Source organism: Blautia sp. OM07-19, assembly GCF_003481595.1.
Taxonomy (GTDB): Bacteria; Bacillota; Clostridia; order Lachnospirales; family Lachnospiraceae; genus Blautia_A; species Blautia_A intestinihominis.
Window position 1 is genome coordinate 120269 of the sequence record NZ_QULA01000005.1, and the last position, 15979, is coordinate 136247.

Annotated in this window: 19 protein-coding genes; all 19 read left to right on the plus strand. The window is 45.0% G+C overall.

Features of this window, described 5'->3' with window-relative positions; genetic code table 11:
• Positions 1-24 precede the first annotated feature (24 nt).
• The 19 genes from DXC01_RS05720 to DXC01_RS20515 all read left to right on the plus strand — a co-directional run bounded on the left by DXC01_RS05720 (position 25) and on the right by DXC01_RS20515 (position 15978).
• The gene (locus DXC01_RS05720) at positions 25-330 is read left to right on the plus strand and encodes a hypothetical protein (RefSeq protein WP_118698486.1); all 306 of its coding nucleotides are present in this window, start codon (positions 25-27) and stop codon (positions 328-330) included.
• Positions 300-884 carry an ATP-binding response regulator gene (locus tag DXC01_RS05725; protein ID WP_243111554.1) on the plus strand — a complete coding sequence of 195 codons (585 nt, stop codon included), beginning with the start codon at positions 300-302 and terminating at the stop codon, positions 882-884. Before DXC01_RS05720 ends, DXC01_RS05725 begins: the two co-directional genes overlap by 31 nt.
• A gap of 83 nt (positions 885-967) precedes the next feature.
• Entirely contained in the window at positions 968-1990 is a 1023-nt protein-coding gene (locus tag DXC01_RS05730; RefSeq protein ID WP_022213806.1) for a BMP family lipoprotein, read from the plus strand.
• A 246-nt stretch (positions 1991-2236) separates the two neighbouring features.
• On the plus strand, positions 2237-3763 hold the full coding sequence (locus tag DXC01_RS05735; protein WP_118698504.1) for an ABC transporter ATP-binding protein: 1527 nt from the start codon (positions 2237-2239) through the stop codon (positions 3761-3763).
• Entirely contained in the window at positions 3756-4823 is a 1068-nt protein-coding gene (locus DXC01_RS05740) for an ABC transporter permease (RefSeq protein WP_022213808.1), read from the plus strand. Before DXC01_RS05735 ends, DXC01_RS05740 begins: the two co-directional genes overlap by 8 nt.
• A 1-nt stretch (position 4824) precedes the next feature.
• The gene (locus DXC01_RS05745; RefSeq protein WP_022213809.1) at positions 4825-5760 is read left to right on the plus strand and encodes an ABC transporter permease; all 936 of its coding nucleotides are present in this window, start codon (positions 4825-4827) and stop codon (positions 5758-5760) included.
• A 175-nt stretch (positions 5761-5935) separates the two neighbouring features.
• Complete coding sequence (locus DXC01_RS05750; protein ID WP_022213810.1) at positions 5936-7480, plus strand: YjjI family glycine radical enzyme; 1545 nt, start codon at positions 5936-5938, stop codon at positions 7478-7480.
• Positions 7481-8323 carry a YjjW family glycine radical enzyme activase gene (locus tag DXC01_RS05755; protein ID WP_118698487.1) on the plus strand — a complete coding sequence of 281 codons (843 nt, stop codon included), beginning with the start codon at positions 7481-7483 and terminating at the stop codon, positions 8321-8323. It abuts the gene before it with no gap.
• 74 nt (positions 8324-8397) lie between these two features.
• Positions 8398-9108, plus strand: coding sequence for a purine-nucleoside phosphorylase (gene deoD / locus DXC01_RS05760; protein ID WP_022213812.1), 711 nt, complete (start codon positions 8398-8400; stop codon positions 9106-9108).
• A 180-nt stretch (positions 9109-9288) separates the two neighbouring features.
• Positions 9289-9954, plus strand: a complete 666-nt coding sequence (deoC, locus tag DXC01_RS05765; RefSeq protein ID WP_118698488.1) for a deoxyribose-phosphate aldolase — start codon at positions 9289-9291, stop codon at positions 9952-9954.
• Between the two features lie 28 nt (positions 9955-9982).
• Positions 9983-10405 carry a cytidine deaminase gene (locus tag DXC01_RS05770; RefSeq protein ID WP_118251875.1) on the plus strand — a complete coding sequence of 141 codons (423 nt, stop codon included), beginning with the start codon at positions 9983-9985 and terminating at the stop codon, positions 10403-10405.
• Positions 10406-10614: 209 nt separating this feature from the next.
• The gene (locus tag DXC01_RS05780; protein ID WP_118698489.1) at positions 10615-11088 is read left to right on the plus strand and encodes a YbaK/EbsC family protein; all 474 of its coding nucleotides are present in this window, start codon (positions 10615-10617) and stop codon (positions 11086-11088) included.
• Positions 11089-11907 (plus strand): alpha/beta hydrolase, encoded by an 819-nt coding sequence (locus DXC01_RS05785; protein ID WP_118698490.1) that lies wholly within the window; start codon positions 11089-11091, stop codon positions 11905-11907.
• 106 nt (positions 11908-12013) lie between these two features.
• Complete coding sequence (locus DXC01_RS05790) at positions 12014-12508, plus strand: RNA polymerase sigma factor (protein WP_118251820.1); 495 nt, start codon at positions 12014-12016, stop codon at positions 12506-12508.
• Positions 12492-13223: a zf-HC2 domain-containing protein gene (locus DXC01_RS05795; RefSeq protein ID WP_118698491.1), complete on the plus strand. Its 732-nt coding sequence runs from the start codon at positions 12492-12494 to the stop codon at positions 13221-13223. The genes DXC01_RS05790 and DXC01_RS05795 overlap by 17 nt, the downstream gene beginning before the upstream one ends.
• A gap of 80 nt (positions 13224-13303) precedes the next feature.
• Complete coding sequence (locus DXC01_RS05800; protein ID WP_118251818.1) at positions 13304-14635, plus strand: MATE family efflux transporter; 1332 nt, start codon at positions 13304-13306, stop codon at positions 14633-14635.
• 15 nt (positions 14636-14650) lie between these two features.
• Positions 14651-15076 (plus strand): MarR family winged helix-turn-helix transcriptional regulator, encoded by a 426-nt coding sequence (locus DXC01_RS05805; protein ID WP_022213822.1) that lies wholly within the window; start codon positions 14651-14653, stop codon positions 15074-15076.
• A 103-nt stretch (positions 15077-15179) separates the two neighbouring features.
• Positions 15180-15635 (plus strand): hypothetical protein, encoded by a 456-nt coding sequence (locus DXC01_RS05810; RefSeq protein ID WP_243111555.1) that lies wholly within the window; start codon positions 15180-15182, stop codon positions 15633-15635.
• The gene (locus tag DXC01_RS20515) at positions 15628-15978 is read left to right on the plus strand and encodes a serine hydrolase (protein ID WP_243111556.1); all 351 of its coding nucleotides are present in this window, start codon (positions 15628-15630) and stop codon (positions 15976-15978) included. The genes DXC01_RS05810 and DXC01_RS20515 overlap by 8 nt, the downstream gene beginning before the upstream one ends.
• Position 15979 lies beyond the last annotated feature (1 nt).

Here is a 15979-nt window from a genome sequence, read left to right on the forward strand (position 1 = left end):
GTTTTGAGCAAAAGAGGAATGTAAATGAAGATCATATGTAAAAAAGGTCATAATGCACAGAAGATGCTGCAGATGGTTACGAATCTGATTGAGAAGAAAAGTCGGGAATATCCATTGCTGAGCGAAGACATGGAGATTGAGATCACGCTTGATAATGAAGAAGGACAGGTCAGTCCCGATAATGACAGAGAATATTATTTTGATGAGGAAGTGCAGAGCATCGAGATGATGCAGGAGAATGCTGCTTTTTATTATTCGAAGCTTTCACCCGTGAAAAAAGCTCTTCCGAAAACGGCATCATGGGAACCGGGCTGGGGCTCCGTATCGTAAAATCCTTCACAGACCTGATGAATGGCAGTGTCTCCGTAGAGAGTGAACCAGGAAAAGGTTCCTGTTTTACCGTTCTTCTCCCATGCAGGATCTCTGAGGAAAAAGAACTTTCAAAAGATTCGAAAGAGGATGCTGTACAGGAAGAAACTCTGAAAAATAAACGGCTCCTTCTCGCAGAAGATAACGAATTAAATGCTGAGATCGCAGTGACGATCCTTCAGGATGCACATGCAGAAGTAGAGGCTGCCGGGGACGGTGAGATCGCACTTTCCATGCTGCAGGCAAAACCGGTGGGATATTATGATGTGATCCTTATGGATATCCAGATGCCGCACATGAACGGATACCAGGCAGCTGAAGCAATCCGAAAACTGCTGGATGACCGTGCCAGAACACCAATCATAGCCATGACCGCAAATGCTTTCGAAGAGGACCACAAAGCTGCGCTGGCAGCAGGAATGGATGCCTATGTGGCGAAACCGATCGAGATAGACACTCTGTTTTCCACGATCACGCAGGTACTGGAAAATAAAATAACCATAAACAAATCATGAAAGATAAATAAATTTCGTCTTTTCATTTCATAAAAAAGATGTTATCATAGTATTATTAGACAAAAAACAAAGGAGGGCAATTTATGCGAAAGAAAGTAATGGCTGCAGTATTAACAGCTGCTATGGTAGCTTCCGTAAGTGCTATGCCGCAGATGGTTGCAGCAGCAGACGACGAGTTTAAGATTGGTCTGATCACAGACGTAGGTGGAGTTAACGATGGTTCCTTCAACCAGTCAGCATGGGAGGGACTTGAAAAAGCCGGAGAGGAACTCGGAGTAGAGGTTAACTATCTGGAGTCTGCTACAGATGCAGATTATCAGCCAAATATGGAAACTTTCGTAGACGAGGATTATGACCTGATCATCAGCGTTGGTTATATGCTGGCAGATGCTACCAGAGAAGCAGCAGAAGCTAACCCGGATACCAAATTCGCTATCATTGATGATTCAAGCATCGATCTTCCAAATGTTACCAGCCTGATGTTCAAAGCTGAGCAGGCTTCTTATCTGGTAGGATATGTTGCAGGTTTAACTACCAAGACCAACAATATCGGATTTGTAGTAGGTATGACTAACGAGACCATGAACCAGTTTGGATATGGTTACTGTGCAGGTGCTATTGATGCTAACCCGGATATCACTGTTCAGCAGTTCAATGCAAACTCTTTTGCAGATTCCGCTACAGGTAAGACTATGGCAAACACAGCGATCACCAACGGCGCTGATATCGTATTCCAGGCAGCTGGTGCTACAGGACTTGGTGTTATCGAGGCCTGCCAGGAAGCTGGTGTATATGCGATCGGTGTTGACTCTGACCAGTCCAGCATCGCTCCGAAGACCGTTCTTACCTCTGCTATGAAACGTGTTGACAATGCTGTATATGATGCAGTACAGGAACTGATCGATGATAAGCTTGAGGGCGGCGTTCAGACTTTCGACCTGGCAGCAGGTGGTGTTGATATCGCTCCGTCTCAGGATCTGATCTCAGATGATGTAATCAAGGCAGTTGACGAAGTAAAAGAAAAGATTATCAGCGGTGATGTTGTTATTCCGGATAACAAAGATGATTTCGAGGCAAAATACGGCGACGTATATGTTCTTGACTAAGAAGTGACCGTTTTACCCGGTAATCTAATATTTGCGTCTGTACGGGGCCTGCGTATGCAGAGCCCCGTCGATGCATATAGAGACAAAGATTTCCAGATTTTCTATCTTCAATGGAGAAGAAAATATCCTGCATTTTCGTTACTGTGAACGGAATGCACAGCAATTTTATTTTCCTGTCCACTGGAGACAGTGAAAAGAGCAAAACAACAAACAAAGGAGGCGGCATACGTGGGAAGAACAAGCCATATGGATGAGAGCAAAGTCGTAATCCAGATGAAAGACATCGTAAAAAAGTTTGGCGATTTTACAGCGAATGACCACATCAATCTGACCGTACACAAAGGAGAGGTCCACGCGATCCTGGGAGAGAACGGAGCCGGAAAGAGTACAATGATGAACGTACTCTGTGGACTTTACAAACCGACCAGCGGACAGATTTTTATTAATGAAAAGGAAGTACATTTTAACAGTCCGAAGGATGCTATTGATATCGGAATCGGTATGGTACACCAGCACTTTATGCTGATCCAGCCATTTACTGTGACCGAAAATATCATTCTTGGTATGGAGCCGACCAAGGGCCTGTCCGTCGACAAGGCAATAGCAAGAAAGAAAGTCCTGGAACTGTCCGAGCGTTACGGAATGAAAGTAGACCCTGACGCAAAGATCGAGGATATTTCCGTAGGTATGCAGCAGCGTGTGGAAATCCTCAAGGTTCTGTATCGTGGTGCAGAGACACTGATTCTGGATGAGCCGACTGCTTCCCTGACACCACAGGAGATCGAGGGACTTATGGAGATCATTGATAACCTGACCGCAGATGGCAAGAGTATTATCCTGATCACCCATAAGCTCAAAGAAATCACTGCTTCCTCTGACAATTGTACGATCATCCGTCAGGGTAAATATATTCGTACCGTAAAGGTATCAGATGTAAACGAGAATGATCTGGCAGCCATGATGGTAGGTCGTGATGTCAACTTCAAAGTTGACAAGAAAGACATGGAACCAGGCGAAGTCGTTCTGGAGGTCGATGATCTGCATGCCAAGGATTACCGAGGCGTAGAGATCCTCAAGGGATTCCACCTGAATGTCCGCAGAGGTGAGATCGTAGGTCTTGCCGGCGTAGATGGAAACGGACAGACAGAGCTTGTAGAAGTCCTGACAGGTCTTCGTAAGGCAGAATCCGGCAAGGTTACTGTACTTGGTAAGGACGTATTCAATAAGAGTCCTAAGGAAACTTTTGCGAATGGAATTTCCAGTATTCCTGCTGACCGTCAGAAACATGGTCTGATCCTGGAATTTTCCAATGAAGACAACCTGATTCTGCAGCACTTTGAGGAAGAACCGTTTTCGAATCACGGCATTCTGAACCGAAAAGCGATCAAGAAACATGCAGAGAAACTGATCGAGAAGTTTGATGTCCGTCCGAGAGGATGTGCAGAAGCACCGGCGGGTACACTGTCCGGTGGAAACCAGCAGAAGGTTATCATTGCCCGTGAGGTGACAAACGACAAGGAACTGCTGATCGCAGTAAACCCGACCCGTGGTCTTGACGTAGGTGCGATAGAGTTCGTACATAAATATCTGGTAGAGCAGAGAAACAAGAATCGTGCGGTCTTACTGGTATCCTTCGAACTGGATGAGATCATGAGTCTGTCTGACAGAATCGAGGTTATCTTTGATGGCCAGATCACCGGAAGTGTTCCGGGTAAGGATGCAGATGAGAAAGAACTTGGATTTATGATGGCAGGAGGAAAAACAAATGAATAAGAAAAAAAGCATTCTTGAGAGCAATGTACTCTATACCATCGTTGCGATCATTGCAGGTTTCCTGGTAGGTGCGATATTTCTTCTGATCGCCGGAATCAGTCCTGCAGTAGCATATGGCAAGCTGTTTGACAGTATTTTCAGCAAACCGAAATATCTGGTGTGGACTCTGGTTTATGCGAGCCCGCTGATCTTTACCGGACTGAGTGTGGCTTTCTCCTTCCGAACAGGTGTATTTAACATCGGAGCAGAAGGCCAGTTCGTAATCGGCAGTCTGGTAGCCTGTGTACTTGGCATTGTCCTCAAGCTTCCGCCGGTCCTTCATGCACTTGTATGCCTGGTGGCGGCAGCAGCAGCCGGCTGTATATGGTCTCTGATCGTAGGTGTCCTCAAAGTAAAACGAGGTATTCACGAAGTATTGTCCTTTATCATGTTTAACTGGATCGCATTTTATCTGTCCAACTATGTGGTAAACCTTCCGGGAATCCACAGAGAGAGCAGTGAAGCGACACTGGATATCGCCGAAAACGCGAGACTTCTTCTTCCGGAGGGTATCCGTAAGGCTCTGGACTGTAATGCAGCACACTGGGGCATTCTGTTCGCAGTGATCGCAGCAGTAGTTATCTGGGTCATCATCGAGAAGACAACACTTGGATACAAATTAAAAGCCGTAGGATTTAACAGAAACTGTGCACAGTATGGCGGTATCAATGCAGATGGTTCTGTGCTGACTGCACTTGGAATCTCAGGTCTTTTATCCGGTCTCGGCGGCGCGGTTCAGGTACTTGGTATGGCAGGTCGTCTGAGCCAGTTTGCAGGACAGGAAGGATTTGGATTTGAAGGTATCACCGTTGCCCTGATCGGAGGATCCAACCCGATCGGATGTATCTTTTCCGGTATCTTCTATGGTGCAATGAAATATGGCGGTTCCAAGCTCAGTATCGTAAAGGCACCGTCTGAAGTTGTTGATATTATCATGGGATGTGTTGTTCTCCTGATCGCCATCTCACACGTATTCAAAGTATTCGTACTGAATGCTGCAAAGAAGAAGGAGGCTAAATAAGATGAACGGATTAATTAAAGACCTTGGTCTTCTGATCAATGCGACTCTGATCGCAACACCGCCGCTTCTTCTGGCGGCACTTGGCTCCTGTTTTTCTGAGAGATGTGGAGTTGTAAACATTGGTATCGAAGGTATGATGACAATTGGTGCATTCACCGGAGCGGTAATGGGCCTGACTACCGGAAACGGCTGGATCGCATTCTTATGTGCAGGACTGGCGGGCGCATTGTTCGGCCTGATCCATGCATTTGTATGTATTTCTTGCCACGCAGACCAGACGATCGCCGGTACAGCGATCAACTTCCTGGGACCTGGACTTGCACTGTTTCTCTGCAAGGCAATGTATAATAACTCATCAGATACACCGGCTATGGACCCAAGCTGCAAGCTTCCGAAGCTGTTTGAGGGTGTCTTCCCGACAGGTTCATTCTGGAACAACGTATTAAATGTTTACGCAGTAGCGTATCTGGTATTCATTCTTGCATTTGTGTGCTGGTTTGTATTTTATAAGACAAAATTTGGAGCACACCTCCGTGCAGTCGGAGAACATCCGGAAGCATGTGAATCTCTGGGAATCGATGTTTACAAAGTTCGTTATACCTGTGTGATCCTGTCAGGATTTTTTGCAGGACTTGGCGGCGCATTCGTAACTCTGGCAACCATCAACCAGTTCCGTCCAAGCGTTATTGTAGGACAGGGATTTATTGCGATCGCAGCTGTAATCTTTGGTAAATTCTCACCGGAGGGCGCAACAAAGGCATGCCTTCTGTTTGGTCTCTGCAGTGGTATCAAATCTCTGGCAGCACAGAGCAATGTGGTATCCCCGAACCTGATTTCCATGATTCCATATGTGGTAACGATCATTGCACTGGTACTGTTTGTTGGTAAGGCTCACACACCGGCAGCCAACGGAAAGATTTTTGTAAAATCCAAATAAACGGTACAAGTGGAGCAAAGAGTGCTGTAAAAGACTGAAAACAGTTTTTGCAGCACTTTTTTTGACAGCAAAAAAAGACATTTGTTCTTTTTTGTTTACAGGAAATATGGTATAAATAAGATAAGACAACTGAGGGAAAATAATAGTTTTTTATAGTATTTTAGGAGGAATTACTATGCGTGACATTTCTATGGAAAGAGTCAATGAAACAAGAAAAAACATTCTGGAAATTATAGAGAGCGCAACGCTGACTCATGAACAGAAGCTGACCTGCCTTGCAAATCAGGCAGATTCTCTGATGGAAGTCCTTGATCTTCCGGAAGGACTGGATGAGCTTCTGAATGTACCGATCGACCGCAAATGTATCTGCGACCTGTCTGAAGGACATGCGCCGATGCGTCCGCGTTACATTATCCCGGATTATGCGAAATTCCTGAAAGAAGGAAGCAAATTCTTGCAGCTCGATCCGCCGACCGATCTCTATGAGGCACTGAACAGCCTGATGATCTTTTATAAACATGTACCGAGTGTTACCAATTACCCGGTTTACGTAGGACAGCTGGATGAATTACTGGAGCCATACATCGATACCGTCGATGAAGCTCAGGCAAAAAAGATGCTGAAGCTGTTCCTGACACAGATGGACCGCACGATCCTCGATTCCTTCTCACATGCAAACATCGGACCGAGAGAGACCAAGGCAGGACGTCTGCTTCTGGAAGCTGAGAAAGAACTGGAAAATGCAGTTCCGAACTTAAGCTTCAAATATGACGAAGACATTACTCCGGATGATTTTGCCCTCAAAGCGATCGACTGTGCAATGCACAGCGCAAAACCAAGCTTTGCCAATCACAAGATGTTCAAGAGCGAGCTTGGTGAGAATTATGTGATCGCCAGCTGCTACAATGGCCTTCTGCTTGGCGGCGGTGCGTATACCCTTTGCCGTCTGGTCCTTGGAAACATTGCCAAGAGAGCAAAGAACATCCAGGATTTCAAAGAACGTGAACTTCCATATGTACTGGATATCATGGCCCGTTACATGGATGCAAGAATCAAGTTCGAGGTAGAAGAGAGCGGATTCTTTGAGAATAACTTCCTGGCAAAAGAAGGATTTATCCACAGAGATCGTTTCTCCGGCATGTATGGTCTGGTAGGTCTTGCTGACTGTGTCAATATCCTTTTCGAAAAAGAAGGTCTCAAGGGACGTTTCGGACATGATGAAGCAGCCAATGATCTGGGTGTGGAGATCATGGAGATCATCAAGGAATTTAATCTGAACCACAAGAATAAATATTGTGAAGGAACCGGCGGACATTTCCTCCTTCATGCACAGGTAGGACTTGCTGAGGATGAGAATGTAACTCCGGGAACACGTATCCCGATCGGCGAGGAACCGGAAGAACTGATCGATCAGCTCAACGTGCTGAGAAAGTTCCACAAATACTTTACTTCAGGAACCGGCGATATCTTCCCGATCGATATGACTGTTCATCGCAATCCGGAGTATGTACTGGATATCATCAAGGGCTCCTTCAAGATGGATCTTCGTTACCTGTCTTTCTATTCCAGCGACAGCGATGTGATCCGTGTCACAGGATATCTTGTAAAACGTTCTGAACTTGAGAAACTTGCAAACGGAGAGGCTGTTCTGCAGGATACCACAGCTCTGGGGCTTGGTGCTGCAAGAAACGGACATATCCTGGAGAGAAAGGTACGTTAAATGAAAGCAGTAGTGAACCGGATCATCCCGTTCAGCAGTGTGGATGGTCCGGGTAACCGGACGGCAGTGTTCCTGCAGGGATGTAATATCAACTGCAAATACTGCCACAATCCGGAAACAAGGAAATTATGTGTACAATGCGGTACCTGTGTGAAACAGTGCCTGGCAGGTGCACTGTCTTTTGATGAGAATGGCAAAGTGGCGTTCGATCCATCGAAATGTGTACAGTGTGATACCTGCATCCACGTCTGTCCCAACGACAGTTCTCCGAGAACCTTTGAGATGACACCGGAAGAAGTCTATGCAAAAGTTAAGAAGCAGATTCCGTTCATCCGAGGTCTTAGTGTTTCAGGGGGAGAGTGCATGCTCTGGCCGGAGTTCCTGACAGAGTTGTTCCGCCTGGCAAAGAAGGACGGACTGGGGACACTGATCGACAGCAACGGCATGATCCCGTTTGAGGATTATCCGGAACTGATGGAAGTATCAGACGGCGTAATGCTGGATATCAAAGCGTTTGAAGCTGCCGAGCACAGGAAGGTCACCGATTTTACAAATGAAATGGTGTTGAAGAATGCTGTATATCTGGCAAAAACTTCCAAGCTTTATGAAGTAAGAGCGGTCATCGTACCGGATCTTTATGATACAGAGAGAAGTATCCGTGAGATGGGAGATTTTCTTGCACCATATCTCAAGATCAACGATATCCGCGTAAAGATCATTGCATACCGTCCGATGGGAGTCAGGGAGCAGTATTCGCATTACCAGGTTCCAAACCAGGAGTATCTGGCTTACCTGGCTGATATATTAAGGGAAAAAGGATTTCAGCACATTACGCTGATCTGACGGATTATAAATATCCGCCTAATCTGGGGAATGATATTACAGCAAAAACGAAATTAATATAAAGGAGGAGTAAGATGACAAATATTCCAACTGCACACAACAGTGCCAAAGCAGGAGATTTTGCAAAAACTGTACTGATGCCGGGAGATCCGCTCCGTGCAAAATATATTGCAGAGACATATCTGGAGAATCCAAGACAGGTGAATGCTGTCAGAAACATGTTCGGATATACAGGAACCTATAAAGGAAAGGAAATTTCTGTTATGGGAGGCGGTATGGGGATGCCGTCTATCGGAATCTATTCTTACGAGCTGTTCAATTTTTATGATGTAGATCAGGTCATCCGTATCGGTTCTGCCGGAGCTTTCCAGGACAACATCAAACTGATGGATGTGGTGATCGGTATGGGTGCCTGCACAGATTCCAATTATGCGTATCAGTATGGTCTGCCGGGAACTTTCGCACCGATCGCAGATTACGAACTGCTGAACAGAGCTGTAGAGACTGCGAAACGTCAGGGCACGAATGTGGTTGTAGGTAATGTTCTGTCTTCCGATGTATTCTACAATGCCATGAGCAATGTAAACGACCTGTGGCGCGATATGGGCGTGCTGGCAGTGGAGATGGAAGCAGCGGCATTATATATGAATGCTGCCAAAGCAGGAAAGAAAGCACTCTGCATGCTGACAATTTCGGATCATCTGTATACAGGAGAATCCTTAAGTGCCGAGGACCGTCAGCTTGGATTCGGCAAAATGATGGAAATTGCACTGGAACTGGCATAATGAATAATAAGAGTTACTGTTCACAGGTAGTATCCCGCGAGGTGTTTTGCCATGAATATGGCAAAATCCCGAGATATACAGGGCAAAATTCCATCACCGTAGGTGATGTGGAATGGATTTTGACCAAGTTACTGTGAACGGAGTGAACAGTAACTAATAAGAATGGAGAATAATAAAAACATGGATGCAAAAGAAATTTTAAAACACGTAGATCATACTTTACTGACACAGACTGCTACATGGGAAGAGATCAAACAGATCTGTGACGACGCAATCAAATATGGAACAGCCTCCGTCTGCATTCCGCCTGCATATGTAAAACAGGTCAAAGAATATGTGCAGGACAAAATGGCAGTCTGCACTGTTATCGGTTTCCCGAACGGATACATGACTACAGCAACAAAAGAATTCGAAACAAAAGATGCTCTGGCAAATGGTGCAGATGAGATTGATATGGTCATCAACATCGGCTGGGCAAAAGACGGCAAGTTTGACGCGATCGAAGAAGAGATCCGCACTCTCAAAAAAGTCTGCGGTTCCAAGATCCTCAAAGTGATCATCGAGACCTGCCTTCTGACCGATGAAGAAAAGATCAAAATGTGTGAGGCAGTTACCAAAGCAGGAGCAGATTATATCAAAACCTCTACCGGATTTTCCAAGGCAGGTGCGACTTTTGATGATATCAAACTGTTTTCCGAGCACATCGGCCCGAATGTAAAGATGAAAGCAGCCGGAGGAATCTCTTCTCTGGATGATGCAGAAAAATTCTTAAGCCTTGGAGCAGATCGCCTCGGCACAAGCCGTATTGTCAAAATCATCAAAAACGAAGAAGCTACAGGCTATTAAGAAAGAGTTGAGCAGAAATATGAAGAAAATGGAACAGAAACAGATTCAGGAACTGATCGAAAAAGCGATCGGTATGATGGATTATTCTTATGTACCGTATTCACATTTTCATGTAGGTGCGGCATTGCTGGCAAAGAACGGTAAGGTTTATGGCGGCTGTAACATCGAAAATGCGGGATACACACCAAGTAACTGTGCGGAGAGAACTGCATTTTTTAAGGCAGTCAGTGAAGGCGTAATGGAGTTTGACGCTATCTGTGTGGTTGGTGGTATGAATAAAATTATGAAAGAATACGCAGCTCCATGTGGTGTTTGCCGCCAGGTTATGATGGAATTCTGCAATCCTGAAGAATTCCAGATTATTCTCGCAACCAGCAAGGACCAGTATGAGATTTTCACGCTGAAAGAACTTCTTCCGCTTGGATTTGGTCCAGATAATCTGAATAAATAAAAAAGCTGGAATAAAAATCCACGGCGTGATTGACGAAAACGCTTCAACGTGGTATACAGATAGAGTGACAACTGTAAGGAATAAAATACAGATGTCATTCTATTTTTGATTTTAAGAAACTTAGCGTGATCCCCGGTGGGTTCCGTCTGCCAGATGGCCATTATGAGGATATCATTCCACATTATTATGTACTGTAAAAGGAGGACATCATGTCATTAAAAAGAGCAGAAGAATATCTGGAAAATAAGGGATTTCTGGATCATGTGATCGAACTTGAGGAATCCACAGCAACGGTTGCGATGGCAGCAGAAGCACTCGGTGTAGAGCCGGGAATGATCGCTAAGACGATGTCCTTTTTGCAGGGAGAAAATGCGGTTCTGATCCTCACAGAAGGCACTGCAAGAGTCGATAATCGTAAGTATAAAGATACCTTTCATGTCAAAGCAAAAATGATCCCGTTCGATCAGGTAGAGGAAGTGATCGGACATGCCCCGGGCGGCGTGTGCCCGTTTGGAATCAACGATGATATTGAGGTTTATCTGGACGAAAGCTTAAAGAAATTTGACACCGTATACCCGGCAGCAGGCAACGACCACAGCGCAGTAAAACTCACGATCCCGGAACTTGAACAGGTCGCAGATGCAAACGGATGGGTGGATGTGTGTAAGGAAACGGAGGCTTAAATGATCTACAAAAAGATAGAGATTAAAGTAGAAGGATACCAGGAGACTGCGGATCTATATACCTATATTCTGGATAATTCTGTGGAAATGCACCCGGACAGGAAGCGTCCGGTCGTTGTGATCTGCCCGGGCGGTGGTTATGAAATGACCTCCGACAGAGAGACCGAACCAATCGCCATGCAGTATCTTGCAAGAGGATATCATGCGGTGATCCTGCGCTACAGTGTAGCTCCGGCGAGGTATCCGCTGGCGTTAATGCAGCTTGCAAAAACGGTCGCATATTTAAGAGAACATGCAGGAGAATTCCATATTGATACGGACAAGATCATCCTCCAGGGCTTTTCTGCGGGAGGTCATCTGGCAGCGAGTCTTGGCGTATTCTGGAGGGAAAAATTCATCTCAGAAGCTCTGCATACAGATGCGGAAATGGTGAAGCCAAATGGAATGATCCTCAGTTATCCGGTCATTACATCTGGAAAATTTGCGCATATGGGTTCTTTTGAAGCTCTGCTCGGAGAGAACAGTAATGATTCGGAAAAGAGAAAAAAACAGTCCCTGGAATTCCAGGTAACAGAGGATACTCCGCTGACTTTTCTGTGGCATACCGTTACAGATGATACCGTTCCGGTTGAGAATTCCATGCTGTTTTTTGAAGCATTGCGCAAACACAGAGTACCCGTAGAACTGCATCTATATCCGTCAGGCGGTCACGGCCTCAGTCTCGCAAACGAAGAAACCAGCCACGAAGATGGCGGCTGCATCCAGCCAGAATGCCAGTCATGGATAGAACTTGCGTGCACGTGGATTGGGAATTTATAAAAGAGAAAAAGGTGTTCCATAGATCGGAATGCCTTTTTCTTTTGTGAGATTTTTTGTAACGTTTCTGATACATACATCGTCATATATGTGAAGGAGGAAAACACCAATGCTGAATATTCAGGAGATATACGAACAATATTTCACCATCGTATACCGTTATCTGCTTTCGCTTTCGCATAATACCCATATCGCAGAGGAACTCACACAGGAAACATTCTTCAAAGCCCTGAAAAAAGTCGACGATTTCAGAGGCGACTGTGACCTGCGAGTGTGGCTTTGTCAGATCTCCAAAAACACATATTATGACTATCTGAAGAAAAATAAAAAGTATGCACCGGAATCTCAGGAAGAAACAGAGGATACTTTTGTACCGGATCTGCTTCAGAATTTTTCGGATAAAGAAACGGCATTTCAGGTTCACAAAGTACTGCACAGACTTGCAGAGCCGTACAAAGAAGTCTTTTCCCTTCGTGTGTTCGGAGAACTGTCATTTACCACAATCTCCTCGCTGTTTGGCAAAAGCGAAAGCTGGGCAAGAGTCACTTATCACAGAGCATGTAAGAAGATCAGGGAGGAATTAAACCATGAAGATCACCTGTAATATCATAGAAGACCTACTTCCGCTTTATGTGGACGATATGGTCAGTGAAGACAGCCGCCAGCTTGTAGAAGAACATCTCAAGACGTGTCCCGCCTGCAGAAAGATGCAGGAAGAAATGATGAGAGAAAATCGTCTGACAGCCACCGCGAAAGGAAACAATTTGACACAGACAAACAAAACAGAGGCAGAACCACTCCGAAAGATCCGCCGAAAGATCCGTAAGAAACGGATTGCATCTGTCCTTCTGGCGGTCATTCTCGTAGTGGCAGCAGGCGGAATCGGACATTACTGGTACTATGACAAAGAGAATTATATTTCCTGGGACGAGGCAGATATTTCCGTAAAAGACGGGAAAGTATATTCTACAGTCAATCCACTGGGACGGATGAGATCAATCCTGTCCGTGGATCAGAAAAACATGTTCTATATGCTGTCAGAAACCATGTGGACCCGCAAAGAATACCCATCCGATCCGAATACAGAAAATGAGCTTTGGAATCTGCAGGATTTTCAGGAAGCATATGAGCGCGGAGCGGACGAATCTACAGATGAAACCTCGTTTCCAACAGGGATTGAACATGTCTATTATGTTGACCCGGAGAATGTAAAAGAAACTTTTGCACTTTGGGATTACCAGGATGAACCAGAGAAAGCGCAGCAGAAAGAAGAAGAGCTGGCGGCGAAATGTCATTTGATCTGGAGCGCAGATGAATAAAATTCTTCTTGCATTATGTACGAAATCGTACTATGCTATCAAGTACGATTTCGTACATTTTTTATATCAGGAGGATTTTTATGCATATTGAATTATCGGAGCATTTCACTTACAGCAAACTGCTCCGCTTCACATTCCCATCCATCATTATGATGGTGCTGACCTCCATCTATGGTGTTGTAGATGGATTTTTTATCTCAAACTTTATCGGCGCAGAGCCTTTTGCTGCGGTCAACATTGTCATGCCGTTCCTGATGATCTTCGGTGCGGTCGGATTTATGATTGGAACCGGAGGCAGTGCCCTCGTTGCCTACACTCTGGGCGTTGGCGATAAGAAGAAAGCGAACGAGATCTTTTCTCTGCTTGTTTATCTGCTGGTCGGTCTGGGACTTCTGTTTACCGTAATTGGTGAGATCTTTGTCGGACCGATCTCGCAGTTTCTGGGTGCAGATGCCGAAATGCTCCCATATTGTGTGACTTACGGCAGGATCCTGATGCTTGCCCTTGTTCCGTTTATGCTTCAGAATGTATTTCAGAGTTTTCTTGTCACAGCGGAGCGTCCGCAGCTTGGACTTGTTACAACATTGGTATCTGGTGTGTTAAACATCGTGCTGGATGCATTATTTATCGCAGTATTTCGATGGGGAGTGGCAGGTGCCGCATCTGCTACAGCACTCAGCCAGACGATCGGCGGCATTGTACCACTGACCTTTTTTATCATGTCAAGGAGCAGTAAACTTCGTCTTGGAAAAACACATATGGATCTGCGTGCGATCACAAAAGCCTGTACAAACGGTGCTTCCGAGTTTATGACAAATGTGTCTATGTCAATCGTAAATATGCTGTATAACTGGCAGCTGATGCGAATGCTCGGCACAAATGGTGTTGCGGCATATGGCGTGATCATGTATGTGAACTTTATTTTTCTGTCTATTTATATCGGCTATTCGATGGGAAGCGCACCGATCGTAGGCTACCATTATGGCGCAGGAAACAGAAACGAACTGAAGAATCTCTTCAAAAAAAGCCTCAGGATCATTCTGGTCATGAGCATAGTTCTGACCATAGCGGCAGAACTTCTGGCAAGACCGCTGTCGATGATCTTTGTAAGCTACGATACGGAACTTTTGGAAATGACAACCTATGCATTTGCCGTATATTCCATTTCCTTCCTTGTTTCAGGATATAATATCTATGCCTCATCGTTCTTCACGGCACTGAACGACGGATTTACTTCCGCGATGATTTCTTTTGGAAGAACGCTGATTTTTGAAGTGATCTGTGTTCTGGTACTTCCGATCCTGTTCGGACCATATGGGATCTGGTATGCAGTGATCGCGGCAGAAATTTTTGCACTGATCCTGTCGATCTTCTTCCTGATGCGCAACAGGAAAAAATACGGTTATATTTGATGGGAGGCGTAGTTCATGGAATCAAGATTTAAAGAATGGGTTTATATTGAAGGTCTGATGCAGAGTGCCTACCATGAGTCTGCACTCAAGATGAATCTCTCAGACAGTGAATTCTGGATTTTGTATGTTTTTAATTTTCATCAGGAAGGCTGCAACCAGAGCGTTCTCTACAAAGAAGCCTGCCTGACAAAATCCACCGTAAATTCAGCAATCCGCAAGATGGAGCAGAAAGACCTCCTCTACCTTACCCCAGGAGAAGGCCGCAATACAATGGTCTTCCTCACCGAAAAAGGCCGTAAACTGATGGAAGACACCGTCTACAAAGTCATCCAGATCGAAAACACGATCTACGATACCTGGACACCTGAGGAACAGAAACTTTTTATGAAACTCAACTGTGATTTCGCCGAGAAACTGCGGGATAAAATAAAAGAACTTTGATAGCAGGGGCTGCCATATGGCAGTCCTGTTTTGACAACTCTAAGCTGCCTGTTTACAACAAACAAAAACTACGATAAAATATTCTTCTAAGAGCAAAGTTGAGGTGGCTGGTGTAGAGACGATTCTTCCGGCAGCACAGGCAATCCTGCCGTCCGTAGTCTACAAGATTTTTATGATCGGTGGACCGATTATGGCAATCATCACAACACTGAACGGAGTATTCAATGATGTCAGATATCCAATCGCACAGGCTGCAAAGGATGGCTGGCTTCCAAAAGGAATCCTGAAGGAAAATCGTTTTGGTGCACCATTTCTGATCTATACATACACATTGATCGTAGTACTGTTTCCGATCATTTTTGATATGAGCATCGTAACGATCACAAATATTTTCCAGGTGATCACATTTTTTATGAACGTAACAGTTGTATATGCGATCTCACGTCTTCCGCAGAAATATCCGGATGCCTGGAGCAAAAATAAATTCCATCTTAAAAAAGGCGGTATCCGTATTGAAACATCTATCTGGCAGCCGTCTGAGGAGGAGAAAAATGACTGATACATTTACAAGAACTGAACTTAATCCAATAAAACTGGCAGAAATGCTGGAAGAACTTGAGAATACAGTTGAACTGCACAGTATGTCTGTTCGCTACAAAGGCGAGACTGTTCTGGAAGGAGCCTGGGCACCTTTTTCACTGAATGATCCGCAGATGATGCATTCCCTGTCAAAGATCGGAACCAGTATCTGTGTTGGTTTTGCTGTAGACGAAGGAAAACTTCATCTGGAAGATCATCTTCTGGATTATGTGAGAGAAGAGTTACCGGCGGCGTATGATGAAGCACTGGAAGATATTACAATTTATGATCTGCTTACCATGCAGGCAGGATCAACTGGCTGAC

What these genes read in the sequence shown, in the direction of transcription:
- DXC01_RS05805 (WP_022213822.1), top strand. Translation starts at nt 14,651, where the DNA reads ATGGAATCAAGATTTAAAGAATGGGTTTATATTGAAGGTCTGATGCAG.
- DXC01_RS05735 (WP_118698504.1), top strand. Translation starts at nt 2,237, where the DNA reads ATGGATGAGAGCAAAGTCGTAATCCAGATGAAAGACATCGTAAAAAAG.
- DXC01_RS05795 (WP_118698491.1), top strand. Translation starts at nt 12,492, where the DNA reads ATGAAGATCACCTGTAATATCATAGAAGACCTACTTCCGCTTTATGTG.
- DXC01_RS05750 (WP_022213810.1), top strand. Translation starts at nt 5,936, where the DNA reads ATGCGTGACATTTCTATGGAAAGAGTCAATGAAACAAGAAAAAACATT.
- DXC01_RS05720 (WP_118698486.1), top strand. Translation starts at nt 25, where the DNA reads ATGAAGATCATATGTAAAAAAGGTCATAATGCACAGAAGATGCTGCAG.
- DXC01_RS05790 (WP_118251820.1), top strand. Translation starts at nt 12,014, where the DNA reads ATGCTGAATATTCAGGAGATATACGAACAATATTTCACCATCGTATAC.
- DXC01_RS05745 (WP_022213809.1), top strand. Translation starts at nt 4,825, where the DNA reads ATGAACGGATTAATTAAAGACCTTGGTCTTCTGATCAATGCGACTCTG.
- DXC01_RS05730 (WP_022213806.1), top strand. Translation starts at nt 968, where the DNA reads ATGCGAAAGAAAGTAATGGCTGCAGTATTAACAGCTGCTATGGTAGCT.
- DXC01_RS05780 (WP_118698489.1), top strand. Translation starts at nt 10,615, where the DNA reads ATGTCATTAAAAAGAGCAGAAGAATATCTGGAAAATAAGGGATTTCTG.
- DXC01_RS05785 (WP_118698490.1), top strand. Translation starts at nt 11,089, where the DNA reads ATGATCTACAAAAAGATAGAGATTAAAGTAGAAGGATACCAGGAGACT.
- DXC01_RS05770 (WP_118251875.1), top strand. Translation starts at nt 9,983, where the DNA reads ATGGAACAGAAACAGATTCAGGAACTGATCGAAAAAGCGATCGGTATG.
- DXC01_RS05755 (WP_118698487.1), top strand. Translation starts at nt 7,481, where the DNA reads ATGAAAGCAGTAGTGAACCGGATCATCCCGTTCAGCAGTGTGGATGGT.
- DXC01_RS05800 (WP_118251818.1), top strand. Translation starts at nt 13,304, where the DNA reads ATGCATATTGAATTATCGGAGCATTTCACTTACAGCAAACTGCTCCGC.
- DXC01_RS05740 (WP_022213808.1), top strand. Translation starts at nt 3,756, where the DNA reads ATGAATAAGAAAAAAAGCATTCTTGAGAGCAATGTACTCTATACCATC.
- DXC01_RS20515 (WP_243111556.1), top strand. Translation starts at nt 15,628, where the DNA reads ATGACTGATACATTTACAAGAACTGAACTTAATCCAATAAAACTGGCA.
- DXC01_RS05725 (WP_243111554.1), top strand. Translation starts at nt 300, where the DNA reads ATGGGAACCGGGCTGGGGCTCCGTATCGTAAAATCCTTCACAGACCTG.
- deoD (WP_022213812.1), top strand. Translation starts at nt 8,398, where the DNA reads ATGACAAATATTCCAACTGCACACAACAGTGCCAAAGCAGGAGATTTT.
- deoC (WP_118698488.1), top strand. Translation starts at nt 9,289, where the DNA reads ATGGATGCAAAAGAAATTTTAAAACACGTAGATCATACTTTACTGACA.